This is a genomic window from Staphylococcus sp. 231237_7MaSpsaltlick, assembly GCF_043107035.1.
Map to the genome: position 1 here is coordinate 73702 of NZ_JBICNX010000016.1, position 20150 is coordinate 93851.

Annotated in this window: 16 protein-coding genes, 6 tRNA genes, 1 rRNA gene and 1 pseudogene; 7 read left to right on the top strand and 17 right to left on the bottom strand. The window is 33.1% G+C overall.

What is annotated here, in order from left to right; all coding sequences use genetic code 11:
* Positions 1–111 precede the first annotated feature (111 nt).
* A complete protein-coding gene (locus ACF91D_RS22545) occupies positions 112–411 on the top strand; it encodes an ArsR/SmtB family transcription factor (RefSeq protein WP_017722050.1) in 300 nt (99 codons plus the stop codon).
* A 20-nt stretch (positions 412–431) separates the two neighbouring features.
* Positions 432–1403 (top strand): CDF family zinc efflux transporter CzrB, encoded by a 972-nt coding sequence (gene czrB / locus ACF91D_RS22550; RefSeq protein ID WP_039069111.1) that lies wholly within the window; start codon positions 432–434, stop codon positions 1401–1403.
* A gap of 117 nt (positions 1404–1520) precedes the next feature.
* Here czrB and ACF91D_RS22555 read toward each other — a convergent pair whose 3' ends face one another.
* The gene (locus ACF91D_RS22555; protein WP_039069112.1) at positions 1521–2252 is read right to left on the bottom strand and encodes a metallophosphoesterase family protein; all 732 of its coding nucleotides are present in this window, start codon (positions 2250–2252) and stop codon (positions 1521–1523) included.
* A gap of 131 nt (positions 2253–2383) precedes the next feature.
* Here ACF91D_RS22555 and ACF91D_RS22560 point away from each other — a divergent pair, with 131 nt between their 5' ends.
* The gene (locus tag ACF91D_RS22560) at positions 2384–3481 is read left to right on the top strand and encodes a hypothetical protein (protein ID WP_107549051.1); all 1098 of its coding nucleotides are present in this window, start codon (positions 2384–2386) and stop codon (positions 3479–3481) included.
* A gap of 14 nt (positions 3482–3495) precedes the next feature.
* Here the strand turns inward: ACF91D_RS22560 and ACF91D_RS22565 are convergent.
* The 5 genes and pseudogenes from ACF91D_RS22565 to glmS all read right to left on the bottom strand — a co-directional run.
* Positions 3496–3828, bottom strand: a pseudogene (locus tag ACF91D_RS22565) (transposase); the annotation flags it as partial.
* 270 nt (positions 3829–4098) lie between these two features.
* Positions 4099–4953, bottom strand: coding sequence for an HAD family hydrolase (locus ACF91D_RS22570; protein ID WP_039069116.1), 855 nt, complete (start codon positions 4951–4953; stop codon positions 4099–4101).
* A gap of 67 nt (positions 4954–5020) precedes the next feature.
* Positions 5021–5803 (bottom strand): ABC transporter ATP-binding protein, encoded by a 783-nt coding sequence (locus ACF91D_RS22575; RefSeq protein ID WP_039069118.1) that lies wholly within the window; start codon positions 5801–5803, stop codon positions 5021–5023.
* A gap of 47 nt (positions 5804–5850) precedes the next feature.
* Positions 5851–6078 (bottom strand): DUF2200 family protein, encoded by a 228-nt coding sequence (locus ACF91D_RS22580; protein WP_327621079.1) that lies wholly within the window; start codon positions 6076–6078, stop codon positions 5851–5853.
* Between the two features lie 506 nt (positions 6079–6584).
* The gene (glmS, locus tag ACF91D_RS22585) at positions 6585–8390 is read right to left on the bottom strand and encodes a glutamine--fructose-6-phosphate transaminase (isomerizing) (protein ID WP_039069120.1); all 1806 of its coding nucleotides are present in this window, start codon (positions 8388–8390) and stop codon (positions 6585–6587) included.
* 794 nt (positions 8391–9184) lie between these two features.
* Between glmS and ACF91D_RS22590 the strand changes: the two genes are divergently transcribed.
* The 4 genes from ACF91D_RS22590 to ACF91D_RS22605 are packed head-to-tail and all read left to right on the top strand — an operon-like array spanning position 9185 to position 14339.
* The gene (locus tag ACF91D_RS22590; protein ID WP_119586216.1) at positions 9185–10723 is read left to right on the top strand and encodes a PTS mannitol transporter subunit IIBC; all 1539 of its coding nucleotides are present in this window, start codon (positions 9185–9187) and stop codon (positions 10721–10723) included.
* Between the two features lie 41 nt (positions 10724–10764).
* Positions 10765–12795 (top strand): BglG family transcription antiterminator, encoded by a 2031-nt coding sequence (locus ACF91D_RS22595; RefSeq protein WP_327621076.1) that lies wholly within the window; start codon positions 10765–10767, stop codon positions 12793–12795.
* A 6-nt stretch (positions 12796–12801) separates the two neighbouring features.
* Positions 12802–13236, top strand: a complete 435-nt coding sequence (locus tag ACF91D_RS22600) for a PTS mannitol transporter subunit IIA (protein ID WP_039069124.1) — start codon at positions 12802–12804, stop codon at positions 13234–13236.
* The gene (locus ACF91D_RS22605; protein ID WP_327621077.1) at positions 13236–14339 is read left to right on the top strand and encodes a mannitol-1-phosphate 5-dehydrogenase; all 1104 of its coding nucleotides are present in this window, start codon (positions 13236–13238) and stop codon (positions 14337–14339) included. The genes ACF91D_RS22600 and ACF91D_RS22605 overlap by 1 nt, the downstream gene beginning before the upstream one ends.
* Before the next feature lie 295 nt (positions 14340–14634).
* Here ACF91D_RS22605 and glmM read toward each other — a convergent pair whose 3' ends face one another.
* The 11 genes from glmM to rrf form a co-directional block, all read right to left on the bottom strand.
* Positions 14635–15990 (bottom strand): phosphoglucosamine mutase, encoded by a 1356-nt coding sequence (glmM, locus tag ACF91D_RS22610; protein WP_039069126.1) that lies wholly within the window; start codon positions 15988–15990, stop codon positions 14635–14637.
* 28 nt (positions 15991–16018) lie between these two features.
* A complete protein-coding gene (locus tag ACF91D_RS22615) occupies positions 16019–16951 on the bottom strand; it encodes a CdaR family protein (protein WP_039069127.1) in 933 nt (310 codons plus the stop codon).
* Between the two features lies 1 nt (position 16952).
* Entirely contained in the window at positions 16953–17759 is an 807-nt protein-coding gene (gene cdaA, locus ACF91D_RS22620) for a diadenylate cyclase CdaA (RefSeq protein WP_017722031.1), read from the bottom strand.
* A gap of 272 nt (positions 17760–18031) precedes the next feature.
* Positions 18032–18937: an arginase gene (rocF, locus tag ACF91D_RS22625; RefSeq protein WP_327621078.1), complete on the bottom strand. Its 906-nt coding sequence runs from the start codon at positions 18935–18937 to the stop codon at positions 18032–18034.
* A gap of 476 nt (positions 18938–19413) precedes the next feature.
* Positions 19414–19486, bottom strand: a tRNA-Lys gene (locus ACF91D_RS22630).
* 3 nt (positions 19487–19489) lie between these two features.
* Positions 19490–19564: transfer RNA gene (locus ACF91D_RS22635), tRNA-Gln, on the bottom strand.
* A gap of 4 nt (positions 19565–19568) precedes the next feature.
* Positions 19569–19652 (bottom strand) — tRNA-Tyr (locus ACF91D_RS22640).
* Positions 19653–19670: 18 nt separating this feature from the next.
* Positions 19671–19746 (bottom strand) — tRNA-Val (locus ACF91D_RS22645).
* A 9-nt stretch (positions 19747–19755) separates the two neighbouring features.
* Positions 19756–19827, bottom strand: a tRNA-Glu gene (locus tag ACF91D_RS22650).
* Between the two features lie 3 nt (positions 19828–19830).
* Positions 19831–19905, bottom strand: a tRNA-Asn gene (locus ACF91D_RS22655).
* Positions 19906–19916: 11 nt separating this feature from the next.
* Positions 19917–20031 (bottom strand): 5S ribosomal RNA (rrf, locus tag ACF91D_RS22660).
* Positions 20032–20150 lie beyond the last annotated feature (119 nt).

Consider the following 20150-nt stretch of genomic DNA (forward strand, 5'->3'; position numbering starts at 1 on the left):
TTTGTTTTATTTTGAAACGAAATCTGTTTGACTTTGACATTTTCTAAAAAATACATTAATATATGAACATATATTCATATACTAAATCAATATTAGAAATGAGGGCTTACTTTGGAAGAATCATTTAATGAACAAACGATTGAACAGGTAACTGATATTTTCAAAGCGCTTAGTGACGGCAATCGCTTACGTATAATGCATCTATTAATTCAAGGAGAAAGTAGCGTGGGTCATATTGCTCATGTATTAGACTTAAGTCAATCTAACGTTTCTCATCAATTACGTATACTTAAACAAGCCCACTTGGTCAAAGGGAATCGAGATGGACAATCTATGATTTATACAATCGATGATACACATGTTACTACATTACTTAAACAAGCAATTCATCATGCTAGTCATAAACAATAATTGAAAGGTGGGCACTAATTATGTCTGGACATCACGGTCATGATCATTCACATGGTCATGTACACACAAATAATAAAAAAATATTACTCATTAGTTTTTTAATTATTGGAATCTTTATGATTGTAGAAATAATCGGAGGATTTGTTTCAAATAGTTTGGCGCTATTATCTGATGGTTTACACATGTTTAGCGATACAATATCTTTAGGCGTAGCTTTGCTAGCTTTTATCTATGCTGAAAAAAATGCTACTAAAAGTAAAACTTTTGGCTATAAAAGATTTGAGATACTGGCAGCGTTATTTAACGGTGTAACACTCTTTATTATCGGCATTGTTATCATCGTAGAAGCCATTGGCCGCTTCTTCAACCCAGAAGATGTTAAGTCAACAGAGATGTTCGTTATAAGCGTAATTGGACTTATTGTTAATATCATTGTCGCTTTATTTATGTTCAAAGGCGGCGACACTTCCAATAATATTAATATGCGTGGCGCCTTCCTACATGTTATGGGTGATTTATTAGGTTCCGTAGGCGCAATCATTGCTGCCATACTCATATGGACCTTAAACTTAACGATTGCAGACCCTATCGCCAGTATTATCGTTTCTATACTTATAATAAAAAGTAGTTTAGGTATAACAAAATCTTCTTTAAATATATTAATGGAAGGCACACCAACTGACATTAATATGAACGAAGTCATTTCTACAATTACTGAAGAAAATGAAATTGAAAATGTCCATGACTGCCATATATGGACTATTTCTAATGAAATGAACGCGTTAAGTTGTCATGCCGTTGTCCCTAGTGATATGTCCGTCAAACAATGTGAGAATCTACTTAATAAATTAGAACACAAACTTCAGCATTTGAATATTCAACATATGACTATCCAATTAGAAACCAACAATCATAAACATGACAGTGATACACTATGTTCAGCCAATGATATACAAAAGTCTCATCACCATCATCATGCTCATAGCCATTAACTATTAAATGCATAACACTAAAAAGCTGATAGCCTCCATAAGTTACCTTCCCTTTTAAAGTTAAGACTTTAGTGGGTGCGTACTTAGGATATGGCTATCAGCTTTTTTACATTTTATTTATAAAAATTTATCAAAAATAAGTTTTTTGGCAGGAACTTGTTTCTCATCAAATCCTCTAATGAATTCTTCATTATCGTATGGTACTTTCACGCGTTCAAACGAAAATTCATTTTCATCTATAGTTACAATTCCATAAACTGCATATGCACCATTATTCAAACCTACAGAACCCGGATTGAAATAAATTGTTGATTTATCATCAAATAGGTGCACGGTATGATTATGCCCAAATACAATTAAATCTGCGTCTTTATCCCCAAAAAGTGTTTTCATGTTCTCTTCATTCGGTTCAACAATAGGACTGAATGGCTGTCCATCAATTGGTGTTGTTAATTGATCATTAGGAATTTCGTAATGAATAAATAATACTTTTTTATGACAGAATGTTTTCTCAATAACACGAGGTAACTCATTTAGTCTGTCATAGTAATCTTCATCTAAATGACTCTCTATCCATTGATGATGTTCATAGAATTTATCTTTTAAGTCTTCAGGATAAGGTGTACCGTTTACAATTGACATTACTGCTTCATCATGATTACCTGCAATGATTTCAATATCATCTCTATCAAAGATTTCATCAAGTACTTTATTCGTTTCATGTCCAACACCAATATTATCACCTAGATTATATATTTTATTGATATCTTCTCTTCTATCAATATCATCCAGAACAGTTTCTAATGCATCAAAATTACCATGGACATCAGTTATAATTGCAAATTTCATGATGATATCTCCTTTCAACTTTTTCTCATTAGGACATTTTAACATTTTATATCGATTTTGTTACCTATTTATTTTAAAATCTTAAAATTTTTGATATCGTATGCTTATGACGAAAAAGGAGTGCTTAAAATTTGTTTAATTTCCATAAATTAGCATTACAAAATGCAAAACCCCAAAATGCTAAAGTATTACTGTTTACAATCGTAAGTTTTATAATACTATTCGCTTTAACTATTTTAACGTTTATGCCATTACAACCAGCTATATATAAATTAATGATGTCAATGGCTATGCAACAATCAGTGGCTGGTCCTATTTTTGGAATAGTCCTTGCAATACTTGTACCTATCTTAGTATTTTTATTTGTAGGCTATCCCTTAATAGCTGGGACTATATACACTATAGACAAAGCTTTAAATAAAGACAAGGTTAATTTTAAAGATTTATTTTCAGTGTTCGCAAAAGGTAAATATTTAAAAGCTTTAAAACTTTCATTAATCACGATATTATTTATAATTATCGCATTAGTGTTAGGTGAAGTAATCGCGCAATTGCTTCAGTTAGGAATCATTCAATTATACCAAGCAATACAAGGTCCACTAAGTAATTCAGATCACGCGCTTGGATATTCACTAGCGTTCCAAATGATTGCAGGTACTTTAACACTTTTCATTAAATCATTTGTTTATTGGCTGTTAGCTATAATTATCATTAACTATACTGTAGCATTTATCAAAGAACCTAAAAATGGTGCTTGGAATTCAGTGAAACGTGGTTTTAAAGGCATTAAAAATGGTCAAAAAACATGGTTCAAATTCTACATTGGTTTATTACTATTAAATTTAATCGTTATTATCTTAGCTAGTCCAATCAGCCAATTAATTTCTATTTTAACTGGCGGTATTTCTCAAAATATGGCTACGATTTTAATTTATATTGTCCATGTTATTGTTATCATTGTTAGATTAGCTGTTTATTATGTGAATATTTTAGCCATTATTCAATACTTTAACCGTAATGGCGAACCGTCTAATCATAATAAATCAAAAAAAGATAAGAAAAAGAACGCAAATATTACAGATAATCAAGATTCAAAAGTAAATAGTAGCGTAACTAATACTACTGAAAAAGCAAAATCAAATATAGACCAAAAATCAGATCAACTTCAAGATAAAGCAAATGATGAAACAAAAAATTTAAAAAACAATTTAAATCAATCTGATAAATAACTTTTCATACAAAATTAAAGCGTCCGGGACATAAAGTTCTTGGACAAATGAACAAAAGCAATTTCTATTGAAACAATATAGAAATTGCTTTTTTCATTATTGTTTTGATTATGGTTACTACTACTTTCCTTATATTAAGTGCCATTAATACAATGCCAAGTGCTATTTTGACTTTATTTATACCTCTAACCGACATTCGAGTGTAACCCAAAATAGCCTTCATAAATCCAAAAACATGTTTTATATCAATTTTTTCTTTGATTGCAGATTCCTTTTGTTTCTGGTTCCGAAAACTTTTGATTAATCTAAACTTTGAAATATTCTCAGTTATAATTTCTCTTTATTTTTTAAAAGTATCTTAATGTAAAATTACATATAAGTATGACGTGTTTTGACGAGAATCTTGAGGGAACAGGACAAGCCGAAAACTATAGGCTGAAGCTGTCCCCTATGAAAGCGAGCCAACAATACGAAGTATTGAATTAACAAAAAGAAGCACTCAGATGAATTGGATAAATCGTCTGAGTGCTATTTTTCTGGGATTTATGTCCTAGGCTCTTCCTTTTTGTCTTTAAAAATTTATTTGTATGGATAGTTAGGCAAAAGATATTAAAAACTTACTTTAAAAAATGTTCTCTTAAGTACTGTGCTGCACCATTTTCTTCATTTGTATATGTTGTAACATCCATAGTCAGCTCTTTAATTTCTGGCCTTGCATTTTTCATAGCTATCGTATAATGACCAAAAGCAAACATCGCTCTATCATTATCACTATCACCAATAACTAGTGTTTCTTCTTGATTGATACCGAAATGTTCTATCATTTCTTTAATACCTGTACCTTTATCAATTTGATAAGCCATCGTCTCTGCATTATAACGAGATGAATTGGATACACTAATTTTTAAATCTTGTTGTTCACCAATCAACTGATCGCGAAAATTTGTAATTTTGTCATAATTTGGCGAAAATAAATATATTTTTGAAAAAGTCGTATCAGGAATTTCAGATGCCCAATTTACTTTGTCTTTGAGTGAGGCTTTTCTAGAAGTCCATTCTGAAACACCCACATTTCCTGGTGGTGTTTCTGCTTCAAATAGCGCAGTGGCCCATGATTGATCTTCTTCAAGTACAATACGATTACCTTCAAATGGAAATACTTCGTAATAAATTTCTTGCTGTTGAGCACGTTTCACAATATCTTTCACTGTATTAAAAGATAAGCTATGGGTAAATAACGTTTCATCATTAATCATTCCTAACGTACCATTCGAACTAATAATACCATCAACCTCAAATGATGCTGGAACTAAATAATGAATTTCATTATGAGCACGTCCGGTAGCTAAAAATATTTTATATCCCTTTGTTCTTAATTGTTGTATAACCTCGGTCGTTTCCATATCCACTTGGTTGTCTTTATGTAAAATTGTACCATCCATATCTAAAAATATCGCTTTAACATTTTTCATTTATAAAAGCCTCCATTACATGTTTTCATCTTAAATTATGTCATTATCTATAGTTTTAAGCAATCTACTAACGCTTTAAAAATAATGAATACCGTTCATTTTGATATAATACACTTACCCTACGGTTAAAAAAATCACTTAATGTGTCACTGTTTAATACATTTTGTATCTGGCCTTGTTTATAACAGGTTCCGTCTTTTAACAAAAAACCTCTTTGTATATCTTTTGTAATTTCTTCTACAAAATGCGTAACATATATAACTGATAATTCAGGTTGTCGTTGATATAATTGTTCAAGCGCATCTAATAAGTCCTCACGCGCAATAAAATCTAAGCCAGAAGCAGGTTCATCTAAAATAAGCAACTTAGGGTTCCCCATTAACGCTCGAGCAATCAATACTTTTTGACGCTCACCTGTAGAAAGATAACCATAATATTGAGATTCAAATTCACTCATACCCATCTGCGTTAAATAATGGCGTGCCATTTCAACATGGCGGTCTTCTACTTCTTTAAATATACCAATTGATTTAAAAATCCCACTAATTACTACATCACGTACGATTTCTCCATCTTGAAAACGTTCCATTAAACTACTAGATACAAAGCCAATCTGATTACGTACTTTGTCTGCAGAATATCCAATTTTACCAGGTTGCATACCAAAAAGTGTTAATTCTCCAGATGTATTCGGTTCATAAGCATTTAAGATATTAAGTAATGTAGTTTTCCCTGCACCATTAAGTCCATAAAGCATCCATTTCTCACCTTCGTTGATACGCCAACTTATATTTTTAATTATTTCTTTCCCTTGTTTTCTACGTGCGATATTTTTTAGATCAATAAGCATATATTGCTCCTTTCCGATACGTAATAATATATAAACTATTCTCCATATTAGTACACTGACTGTCTTTTTCTAAATATTTTATTCAAAGATTTTCCTTTTGTTAACTCATCAATTATTTTATCTAAATACCTAAGTTCTTCCATCACTGAAATTTTCATTTCTTTAACACGAGCACTATAAATTCTACCTGTTATCTTAGTTCTATCAGTATTTAATTTGGAGGACTGATTAATAAATGATTCGTAATCTATTTCATCAGTGATTAATTGAACTATTTGTGTTTAGAAATAATCTATTATCTAACGAATGATTTCATCCGTTCCCTCTATTGCTTGGCCTTTTTTCTCTACTTTTTATTAACTATGGATAAATCGAAACAAATCAAATTCTATAAATTTTAGTCTTTGTCATAAATATATCCTTCCTTTTACTGTAAGTCACTATAACCGTCTTATTTAGCATAATAAAGTCACTACACATTTGAAAATATTTTGATTAGAATCATGTTCAAATGATTGCTCCTGATATCCACTTATTTTTTATAATAAATTCATTTCATTATAATTTTCTCTGCTAATTTATCCAATATCGTTGATCCTTCATTATTCATCTGTTTTTTATAAATGATATTTTTATAATTAAATTGCTGTACTATCGCTATAACATATAAGGAGAAGTTATAAATTAAAAAAAGGACTTATCAATAGTGATAAATACTAATGATAAGTCCATATATATTAATGACAATATGCTAAGTTTGCCACATTTAATTTAGATTACTTTATTCAACTGTAACTGATTTTGCTAAGTTACGTGGTTTATCTACATCTAAGTCTCTGTGTAATGCGGCGTAATATGAGATTAACTGTAATGCTACTACTGAAACAAGTGGCGTTAATAATTCATGTACGTGAGGAATCACATATGAATCACCATCTTTATTCAAGCCATCCATTGAAATAATACATGGATTTGCACCACGTGCAACAACCTCTTTTACATTACCACGGATAGATAAGTTTACTTTTTCTTGCGTAGCTAAGGCAATAATAGGTGTACCTTCTTCAATTAATGCAATTGTTCCGTGTTTCAATTCTCCACCAGCAAAACCTTCAGCTTGGATATATGAAATTTCTTTAAGTTTTAATGCACCTTCTAAACTTACATTATAATCTCCTGTACGACCAATAAAGAATGCATTACGTGTAGTTCTTAAGAAATCTGTAGCAATTTGTTCCATAATATCTGCATCATCAACAATTGATTCGATAGCAGTTGTAACTTTTGCTAATTCACGTAATAAACTCACTTCTACATCTCTACCATGTTCTCTCGCAACGATTTGTGACAGAATAGATAACACTGCAATTTGTGCTGTATAAGCTTTTGTAGATGCTACTGCAATTTCGGGACCAGCGTGTAACAATAACGTATGATTAGATTCACGTGATAACGTAGAACCTGGTACGTTAGTAATAGTTAAAGACTTGTGCCCTAAACGATTTGTTTCAACTAATACTGCGCGACTGTCTGCTGTTTCACCTGATTGAGAAATATAGATAAATAATGGTTTTTCAGAAAGTAACGGTGTATTGTATACAAATTCTGAAGAAACATGTACTTCTGTTGGTACGCCAGCCCATTTTTCAATAAACTCTTTACCAACAAGCCCGGCGTGATAGCTTGTACCTGCTGCAATAATATAAATACGATCAGCTTCAGCTACATCTTTAATTACTTCTGGATCCATCTTCAAGTTACCTTCTTCGTCTTGGTACTCTTGGATGATACGGCGCATAACTGCTGGTTGTTCATGAATTTCTTTTAACATATAGTGATCGTATACGCCTTTTTCAGCATCTGCTGCGTCAATTTGTGCTGTATAAGCTTCTCTTTCTTGAACATTGCCTTCTTGATCTTTGATGATTACTTCATCGCGTTTAACAATAACAATTTCATGGTCATGTATTTCTTTATAACGATTAGTAGCTTGTAACATTGCAATTGCATCTGACGCAATTACATTGAAACCATCACCAACTCCAATTAATAACGGTGATTTGTTTTTAGCAACATAAATTGTATCTCTATCTTCATTATCAATCAGTCCTAAAGCATATGAACCATCTAATAAAGATACAACTTTTGTAAATGCTTCTTCACTAGTTAGACCGGTATTTGAAAAGTATTCAACTAATTGCACAATCACTTCTGTATCTGTCTCTGAAATAAAAGTGATATCACTTAAGTATTCATTTTTTAGTTCTTCATAGTTTTCAATTACTCCATTATGAACTAATGTAAAGCGTTCAGTTGCAGACTGATGTGGGTGTGAGTTTTCATGATTAGGTACACCATGTGTTGCCCAACGTGTATGACCAATTCCCACATTACCGTCAGTATCTTCGCCATCTGCAACTTTTCTTAATTCTGCAATACGACCTTTTGATTTGAATACTGATGTGCCCTCATTATTAACGATTGCAACACCTGCTGAGTCATAACCTCTGTACTCTAATTTTTCTAAACCTTTTAATAATAACTCTTTCGCATTATCTTGACCAATATAGCCGACAATTCCACACATATAAATTTCCTCCAATGTAATGGTAATGAGATAATTGAACGGTTAGCGCATATGAACTTGTTCAATGTATTTAACACCCTTATAGACAGACTAATCCCTATTTAAATCAATAATAATAGGTCTTCTGATAATAATGGTTATCTCAATTACCTTATAATAATAGTTATTTAATTTTGGCTATCTTATTAACTTTGTGCACTAGGTTGCCCTAATGTTTTCCTTAATAAGTTCACGAATGAGCCACATCCGGGATAGCATCCGCCGATGGTTCGATAACTATCCTCCTCGTCTACAAGCTTCGATTAACATACCTATTAAGCTTTCTGTTTTAAAACTTAAATTGTTAATACGTAATCTCATCGCTTGTACAGGCGCTATAATTGACTAAAACTCTAACTTTCCTCCTTCCTCTCAATAACATTAATTGTACAATGTTATTCATCTGTAATGCAAACAATTTATTAACAATATATTTACAAACACAAAAATAAAGTTGTCTATAAGTTAAAGACTCATACCACGAATAATATTATTAACACTTACTAAGTGTAATGGCTAAATTTTAAACACTTATATTAACTATATTTTATACAATAACCGACTCGTATTTATAGAAAAATTTGAGCATTGATAGCCTTTTAACTCTGGCTTCAAACCACTAAGCAGTAATTATACTATATTGTCATAATTGTCAAAGACAGTGTGACAAATTTGAAATTAGTTTATATTGTCTAATTCATAAGTACCACCTACAATTAAGTTATAAATAAAAAGAGAAAAAGAGGTGCAATAATATGTCACAAACAGATACTAAAGAAAACAATGGGATTGGTCGCAAAGTACAGGCTTTCGGATCATTTTTAAGTAGTATGATTATGCCGAACATCGGAGCTTTTATCGCATGGGGGTTCATCGCTGCAATATTTATAGATGGCGGTTGGTGGCCAAATAAAGATTTAAGTCAATTAGCTGGCCCTATGATTTCATATTTAATACCATTACTGATTGCTTATAGTGGTGGACGTTTATTACATGAGATGCGCGGGGGTATTATCGCAGCTGTAGCAACTATGGGGGTTATTGTTGCTCTACCAGACACTCCAATGCTACTTGGTGCCATGATTATGGGACCACTCGTTGGTTGGTTAATGAAGAAAACGGATGAATTTATTCAACCAAGAACACCACAAGGATTTGAAATGTTATTCAATAATTTCTCAGCTGGTATTTTAGGTTTCATAATGACGATTGTTGGTTTTAAAATCTTAGCTCCAATTATGGAATTTATTATGCATATTTTATCTTTAGCTGTAGAAGCTTTAGTACATGCACATTTACTGCCATTAGTAAGTATTATTGTAGAACCTGCTAAAATTGTATTCTTAAATAATGCAATTAATCATGGTGTCTTCACACCACTTGGTGCGGATCAAGCATCTTCTGCAGGACAGTCAATATTATATACAATCGAATCTAACCCTGGCCCAGGTTTAGGAATATTAGTTGCTTATATGATTTTCGGTACAGGGACAGCTAAAGCTACATCATATGGTGCTGGTATCATCCACTTCTTAGGCGGAATTCACGAAATTTACTTCCCGTATGTATTAATGCGTCCATTATTATTCGTAGCTGTAATTTTAGGTGGAATGACAGGCGTAGCAACATATTCTCTACTTGATTTTGGTTTCAAGAGCCCAGCTTCACCAGGATCATTTATCGTATATATGTTGAACGCACCTAAAGGCGAGTTCTTACACATGGTAATAGGTGTACTACTAGCAGCACTAGTTTCCTTTATCGTTGCTGCAATCATTTTAAAATTCACAAAAGAACCAGAAGAAGACCTAGAAGCTGCTACAGAAAAAATGGAAGCTTCAAAAGGGAAAAAATCAAGTGTATCTTCTAAGTTAAAAGGGAATGAAGATAATAAAGCGACTACAGCTGCTAGTTCTGCAGGCGCAACAACTGCCGCTTCAGACAATAAAGACGCACAGTCTGAGGAAGAATTACTAGACAATTACGATACTGAAAATGTAGATGCTCATGATTATAGTAAAGTAAATCATGTAATATTCGCTTGTGATGCTGGTATGGGATCAAGTGCTATGGGAGCAAGCATGCTACGTAATAAATTTAAAAAAGCTAATATACAAGACGTAGATGTAACAAATACTGCGATTAACCAGTTGCCAAGTGATGCGCAACTTGTTATTACACAAAAAAAACTTACTGATAGAGCAATTAAACAAGTACCAAACGCAATTCATATCTCAGTAGATAATTTCTTAAATTCACCTAGATATGATGAATTACTTGAAAATCTTAAATAATTAAACAACCACTATATAGAACAATACTGGAGGGTATGGCTATGTTTTTGAGTACACGTGAAAAGGAAATTATCGAAATGTTAATTAAATATCACGGTCAATATGTCACTATTTACGACATTGCTCAACACTTAGCTGTATCCTCTCGTACTATTCATAGGGAATTAAAATCTATTGAATCTTTTTTATCTACATTTGATATTGACCTTGAAAGAGTTACAAAAAAAGGGATACAACTGAAAACGACGGAGTTGGAGCTAAATTCGCTAAAGAACGCGTTATTAAATGAAAATACCATAGATCTATCACAAGAAGAACAAAAAGTAATTATTTTATATGCCTTGATTCAAACGAATGCGCCTATTAAGCAATACGTTTTAGCACAAGAAATTGGTGTCTCTAATCAAACTATGACAAAGCTTCTAGATGAATTAGATAGAGAACTTGATCAATACCAATTAGCATTACAAAAAAAGCGTGGTGAAGGTATTCAATTACATGGTGCTGAATCAAAAAAACGTGAACTATTGAGTCAACTGATGGTCAACAATCTAAACAGTACTAGTGTCTATTCAGTTATCGAAAACCATTTTGTTTATCAATCCATCAATCAGTCACAATTGGCAATGGTTGATATGGACAAGATATTTCAAATTGAACGTATTTTAATGGATCATTTAGATCAACTCCCCTACTCTTTAACAGAATCAAGTTATTTAACATTGACCGTACACATCGTCTTAAGTATTGAGCGAATGCTTAATAACCAATATGTAACTTTAAATGATGATATCTATGACAGCGTTAAAGATTCTTTTGAACACGAGGTAGCACAAGCACTTGGCTTACACCTTGAACATATCTATGGAGTTCAGTTTAACCAAGCTGAAGTAACTTTTATCACAATTCATCTTAGAGGTGCGAAACGTAAAGAATCTGCCGAAGTATTTAAAGATAGTAAAGACGAATCAAAGATAGAGAAATTTATTCATTCTGTTTCACATTTTTATCAACAATCATTTGAAGATTTTGAAACATTAAGTGAAGGGTTAAAGCTGCATATCATACCAGCAATTAACCGTTTAAACGCTAATATTGAAACTTATAATCCATTAACAGAAATGATTCAACATAAGTACCCAAGACTATTTGAAAGTGTTCATCGTGCTTTATTACAAACATGGCCAAATTTTAATTTTCCAGATAGTGAAATTGCATTTATTGTGCTTCATTTTGGCGGTGCTTTACAAAATCAAAATAATGCCTTTTACAATGTGCTCGTAGTATGTAGTAGTGGTATTGGCACCAGTAGATTACTGGCAACACGGTTACAACAAACATTTAGTGACATACAAAATACTACTCAAGCATCAGTTGGGGATTTAAATGATATTGACGCTACACAATTTGATGCGATTATTTCCACTGTAGATTTAGATATCGCCTTACCATATATTACGGTGAATCCTTTACTCCCTGACGCAGATATAAATCACGTATCAGCCTTTTTAAACACACAGCACAAACAACCAAAGGTTCAAACATATGAAACGAATAATAGTAACATTTTAAATCCTGAAGAAAAATTAACATACATCAGAAAAGGACTAGAAATAATTGATTCTGTAAATGTAGATTATACTTCAGTTTCGAACTGGACAACTTATTTAACCAACACATTAATAGAACATCAAATCATCACGGAAGGTCAGTCATTCGCTGAACTGATTAAGCAACACATGGATCGACAAGGGTTTGTCTTAGATCCTTATCCCATCGCAATCCCTCATTTAAAAAGTGAGATTATTAAAAAACCTTTCATATTAATAACCATTTTAAATGAACCTATTTTGCTTAATAGTAATCAAAATGACAATCTTTCCGTGAGATATTTGTTAAGTATGTTCGTTCCCCCTGATGATACAATGGCACAACTCATAAGCGATATCTCAGGAAAATTGGTCGAGCATCTAGACAATATTGATGGATTTATGGAACAACCAGAACAGCTTCAATCGTTACTTAAGCAAAGTTACCTTATGCAATTACAAAAATTATTAAATATGGAGTGAAGAAAAATGAGCGAATTATTTAGCAATGAAAATATTTTTATCAACCAATCAATTAAAGATCAAAACGAAGCAATTGAAAAAGCTGGTCAAGCTTTAGTATCAAGTGGTGCTGTAACAGAAGCATATATTCAAGCAATGAAAGATCGCGAGCAAGTAGTAACAACATTTATGGGTAATGGCTTAGCTATCCCTCACGGCACTGACGAAGCTAAAAATAGTGTTTTAAAATCAGGTTTAACTTTAATTCAAATCCCTGAAGGCGTTGACTGGGACGGCGAAGTTGTTAAAGTTGTCGTAGGTATTGCAGGTAAAGATGGTGAGCATTTAGACTTACTTTCCAAAATAGCAATTACGTTTAGTGAAGAAGAAAATGTAGAACGTATTATTCAAGCATCATCAGCAGAAGAAATCAAACAAGTCTTTGAGGAGGCTGATGCATAATGAAAGCCTTACATTTCGGTGCTGGAAATATAGGTAGAGGATTTATCGGTTATATTCTCGCTGATAATGATATAAAAGTGACTTTTGCAGATGTTAACGCTGAAATAATTAATGCTTTGGATGAACACCATGAATATGACGTCATTTTAGCTGATGAAGCAAAAACAACAACACGCGTGCATAATGTAGATGCAATCAATTCTGGTGAGCCTTCAAAAAGTTTAAAACAAGCAGTATTAGAAGCTGATTTAATTACAACTGCGGTTGGTGTAAATATCTTACCTATAATAGCAAAATCATTTGCTCCCTATTTAACAGAAAAAGAAACACCTGTTAATATTGTTGCATGTGAAAATGCAATTATGGCAACAAATACATTAGAAAAAGCAATTTTAGATATTACGGGGCCACTACCTGATCACATCCACTTTGCTAATGCTGCAGTTGATCGTATTGTTCCATTACAAACCAATGATAACCTTTTAGATGTTGTGGTTGAACCTTTTTATGAATGGGTAATTGAGAAAGATGCTTGGTTTGGTCCAAAACTCAATCACATTAAATACGTAGATAATTTAACTCCTTACATTGAGCGTAAATTACTTACAGTCAATACAGGACACGCGTATTTGGCTTATGCAGGTAGATATTTTGGTCAACCAACCATCTTAGATGCTGTTAATGATTCAGATATTAAGCATAATTTAGAACGTGTCCTTGAAGAAACAAGCCAATACATTACGAATCAGTTTGGTTTTAATGAAAGCGAACAAGCACAATATGTTGAAAAAATTATTGAGCGTTTTAAAAATCCAAACTTATCTGATGAAGTTACACGTGTTGGACGTGGTACATTACGTAAAATAGGACCACAAGATAGAATTATTAAGCCATTAAATTACTTATACCAAAATAATTTAAAACATGAGGCACTAGTTAAAACTGCTGCTTTATTATTAAAATATGATGATACAAATGATCAAGAAACAGTAGAAAAAAATGATTATATTAAAGAACATGGTCTTGAAGCATTCTTAAAAGAATTTGCTAAAACAGATGCACAATTAACTCAAGAAATCATTCAAGCATACAATGTATTATAAATGTAAGAAGCCGTTGCTATTAAAATAGCAACGGCTCAGAACGTATACAAACCTTAGGCGATAGTTCCCCTAAGGTTTATTTATATTTGTATATTTATTTTTCAAAATAACATGGGTCTTTCAGAGCAAAGTTGCCTCTTTTATCAATTGATTTATTCAACATAATAAACACCAGCAATGTTTAATTTATATATTATAATCTTTTTAGTATAATATGGCAGTGATTTGGGCTTGCTCCTGATGTGCTGGGCTACTTAAATTAAATATTTAGATTTTGGTTAAATTTAAGTAATAATTATTTATCTAATCCCATTTTATCTTGAACTACATCAGCAATTGTATTGGCAAAACGCTGCGCGTCTTCATCAGTCGCTGCTTCAACCATTACTCGCACTAATGGTTCTGTTCCAGAAGGTCTTACTAAAATACGACCTTCCCCATTCATTTCAACTTCTACTTTAGTCATTATTTCTTGCACATCAATATTTTCTTCCACACGATATTTATCTGTTACACGAACATTAACTAAAGATTGTGGGTATTTTTTCATTTGACTGGCAAGTTGGCTTAAACTTTTACCTGTCATTTTTATAATACTCGCTAATTGAACACCTGTTAATAAACCGTCTCCAGTGGTATTATAATCCATTAATACAATATGACCTGACTGTTCACCACCTAAATTGTAGTTACCTCTTCTCATTTCTTCTACAACATAGCGATCTCCAACTTTAGTTTTGTTAGATTGAATACCTTCATTATCTAAGGCTTTATAGAAACCTAAGTTACTCATTACTGTAGAAACAATCATATTATTATTTAACTCATGGTTTTTGCTCATTGCCTGACCAATAATAAACATGATTTGATCGCCATCTACAATATTACCTTTTTCGTCTACTGCGATTAGTCTATCACCATCACCATCAAAAGCTAAACCAAAGTCACATTCTGATTCGACAACTTCTTTAGCTAATGTTTCAGGATGTGTAGAACCAACATCTTTATTAATATTATAACCATTTGGTTTACAGCCAACTGTCACTGTATCAGCTTCTAAATCACCGAATAAAAACGGTGCTAAAGAAGATGTAGAACCATTTGCCCCATCTAATGCAATCTTCATTCCATCTAAATTCACGTCAACAGTTGATTTTAAATAGCTAATGTATTTTTGTGCACCTTCAAAATAATCAGAGTAATGTACAATATCTTCACCTACAGGTCTAGGTAAATCAGGGTTTTCTTGATCTAATAACTCTTCTATTTCCTGTTCTTGATCATCTGATAATTTGAAGCCATCAGAACCAAAGAATTTAATACCATTGTCTGGAACTGGGTTATGAGAAGCAGATATCATGACACCTAATTCGGCTTCCATTTCTCGTGTTAAATAAGCTACACCTGGTGTTGAAATAACGCCTAAACGCATAACTTCCGCGCCGATGGAAATTAGTCCTGCAATTAATGCAGATTCTAACATCTCTCCTGAAACACGAGTATCTCTACCAACTAGTACTTTAGGGTGCTTCTCACCTTTATTATGGGCTAAAACATAGCCGCCATAGCGCCCTAGTTTAAACGCAAGTTCAGGTGTTAATTCTTTATTTGCTACTCCCCTTACGCCATCTGTACCAAAATATTTTGCCATTATTTATATCTCCTTTATTTATACAAATCTATTTAACCGTAATTTTAGCTGTAGTACCACTCGGATTAACTTTTGTCACATCTTCAGGTACTTTAAACTTCACATTTTTTTCAGTCGTATCCGAGATGTTATCTAAATTTACATTTGCAGTAATTTCATCAATATCTTCTAAGTCATCCTTATTACCATAAATTTCTACTTCTTCATCTTCTAAATTTATATTGTCTAATTCACGCCCATTAGATAACGACCCTACTGCTTTTGTTTTTACTTTTACTTTTTTACTATAATCTTCTACCTTAACGCTCAAATTCACCTCATTCGGTTGAATTGAAACGTCAATTTTATTAAGATTTCTATCAAATGCAGTAATTTTTGCTACATCTGTAGTGTTTTTAGCAATTTTACTTTTGTTTTTATATGTTGCTTTTAAATATGCAATTTTATCAATTTGGTCTTGTCCGCCAGTCACTTTAACAGTCTCAGGTGAAACACTTTGTTCGCTAATTTTATAATCTGAATCCAAGTCATTATTACTTACATCTGGCTCTACTTTTAATGTTTTACTCACACGTTCTTCAAGATTCACAGTGGCCTCTTTCGGTTTCACGCTATAATCAATGTCCTTATTCAAACCATTGACTTGAAATTGCGTCGTATGTTTTCCTGCTTTTTCACCACTTAAATCTAGGACTGCTTTAATATTTTCACCATTCTCAGCTTTTAAAACTTGTGACTGAGGACCTGAAATTTCAACATCAACTTTATCAGGTACTTCACTAGCATATAATGATTTATTATTATACTTAACTTGTACCGGAACTTCTTGAATCGTTTCAGACGACTTTTGGCCTAAGTTATCAGCATTAAAAATATTTCCAAACATATTGTTAACTGATAGGAAGAACACAAGTGCTAATACGAGAGCGATTAATCTTAATCCCCATTTACTTTCTAACATATTATTTCACACCTTTCTCATGAAAGTGTGTACCAAACCAATGTTCAGCTAACAATTCTTCAAATGCTTCATTTGAAATATCTTTTCTTAATTTACCATCAAAAGTAACAGAAATAGACCCTGTTTCTTCAGAAACGATGACAGTAAAGGCATCCGATACTTCCGATATACCTACTGCAGCTCTATGTCTTGTTCCTAAACTTTTAGCGATTTTAGCACTATCAGATAAAGGTAAATAACTCGCAGCACTAGCTATTTTATTTTCTTGAATAATCATCGCACCATCATGTAATGGTGTATTTGGTATGAAAACATTTGTTAATAGTTCTTGTGATATTTCTGAATTCATTGCAATGCCTGTTTCAATATAGTCTTGTAATCCTGTTTCATTTTCAAATACAATCAATGCGCCTATACGTCGTTTAGCCATATATTGTACTGCTTTTGACACAGAAGATATTAACTTGCCTTCATCACTATTTAAATTAGTTGAATAACGTTTAAATAAACTACCTCTACCAAGCTGTTCCAAGGCACGTCGAATTTCTGGTTGGAATATCACGATTAGAGCTAATACCCCCCATTGAATAACTAAATCAAAAAGACGGGATGTAGCTGTTAAGTTCAGCATTTTACTCAATTGTTGACCAATTACTATTACAACAATACCTTTTAATAGTTGAATGGCTTTGGTACCTTTAAAAACTGTAATGAGAAGATAAAGTACATACCATACTATGAGTAAGTCGAGTACACTTGCAATTATTTTAACTGTACTCCAGTTATCAAAAAAGTTGGATAATTCCATAACATCTCCTCCGGTTATCTGTTCCCATGTTATATATTATACCAATCATAACACTAACTGTCATATTTAGTATTCAAATTTTAGTAAAATCAAAAAAGGAGCGACCCTAGAAATCTCGTTTTTATAAGATTTCATTATCTCGCCCCAGCAAAACTGACTGACATTGAAACATCAAAACAAATATATTCTAATATCAGCCAACTGTTCCAATATTATATTATAAATGAGTCAATCGTTTATTACTCAGTGTTTTCTACATAATTTTAAGTGAATTATAATAATGTCTCTCCAAAGAAACTACCTACTAAGCCCACTGCTTGCTCCGCTGTATCATTATTGTGATCAATAAGCGGATTAACCTCTACTAAATCCATAGAAGTAATGAGATTAGAATTATGTAACAACTCTAATGCAAAATGACTCTCTCTATATGTTAAACCTCCAAGCACTCTAGTACCTGTACCTGGTGTTTCGACAGGATCTAATGCATCAACATCAAGTGATAAATGAACACCGTCTGTTTTAGATTTTAAATAATTAATTGTCTCTTCAATCACTTGCTTAATACCAACTCGATCAACTTCAGCCATCGTAAACGTTTTAATATTATGCTCTTTTATATAACGCCTTTCCCCCTCATCTAAATCTCTCATACCGATAAGCACGATATTTTCAGGTTTAACTTTTGGTGAATAATCTGAAATGTTCACCAAACGCTCATCACCATCACCTGCAAGTACACGTAACGGCATACCGTGAATATTTCCAGAAGGTGATTCTTCAGGTACATTTAAATCACCATGTGCGTCGTACCAAATAACGCCTAGGTTGTTATAATGCTTACTAATACCTGATATAGAACCAATTGCAATCGAATGGTCTCCTCCTAGCACAAGCGGGAAATGATTATGTTCTATACTAGTTGATACTGCAGCACTTAATATGTTTGATGTTTCTATGATTTCCTCTATATTACGTAACCCTTCTTGTTCTGAATTAAATTTTTCCAAATCTAATTTAGGAACAGCTATATTACCAGAATCTTTAACAGGTATTCCTATTGCTTTAATACGCTTTTCAATGCCAGCGTATCGAATCGCATCTGGACCAAGATTTACCCCTAGTTTCCTTTGCCCAAATGTTGCAGGCGCCCCAATAATTTCTACTGTTTTATTCATTTTTAAAACCCCTTTGTTATCGTTTGTTTCTAGAATAATCTAAAGACTTTAACATTTCAAGCGTTGTTAAAACGGCATTTTCCATTCAAATCACCCTTTTTACATATAAAATCAATATAGTGATTTATCATTCAAAACAAACCCTTTCAGTATCGACTTTTGTTAATTTATAAAACAGTAAAGTGTATAAATAAAAAAGCATACTTTATTCAATTTTCTAACTATAACAAATTTATTGTCGAAAATAACATTAGGGTCTTCAATTCCAAGTGTTTTTGATATAAAACAATTCATAGGCGCATAATCTCTCCTTAGTTTATTTGGTAGGACATTTAAATTATAGAGATTTTTGCGCTTTTTTGGTATCAAAAAACAGGACTGATTTTTATATCAGTCCTGTTTAGTATAGAGCCTTTTAAAAGTGATTTCTATCTTATATACAAAAAAAGCACTTCTCTTGTGAGAAGTGCTACTAGTGAGCCATAGTGGGCTCGAACCACTGACCCTCTGATTAAAAGTCAGATGCTCTACCAACTGAGCTAATGGCTCTAATGGCTGGGCTAGCTGGATTCGAACCAGCGCGTGATGGAGTCAAAGTCCATTGCCTTACCGCTTGGCTATAGCCCATAAATGGTGGAGGGGGGCAGATTCGAACTGCCGAACCCGAAGGAGCGGATTTACAGTCCGCCGCGTTTAGCCACTTCGCTACCCCTCCGTATTATTCAACTAAAAATGGTGGAGGATGACGGGTTCGAACCGCCGACCCTCTGCTTGTAAGGCAGATGCTCTCCCAGCTGAGCTAATCCTCCAATATGTAATGACCCCGACGGGACTCGAACCCGTGTTACCGCCGTGAAAGGGCGGTGTCTTAACCGCTTGACCACGGGGCCATATGGCTCCACAGGTAGGACTCGAACCTACGACCGATCGGTTAACAGCCGATAGCTCTACCACTGAGCTACTGTGGAATAATTTAATTGCCTGGCAACGTCCTACTCTTGCGGAACGTAAGTCCGACTACCATCGGCGCTAAAGAGCTTAACTTCTGTGTTCGGCATGGGAACAGGTGTGACCTCTTTGCCATTGTCACCAGACAATGAAATGTATGAAATTATACATTCAAAACTAGATAGTAAGTAAAATATGATTCAACCAAAACAAAACATTTAAAAATTGATTAAGTCTTCGATCGATTAGTATTCGTCAGCTCCAC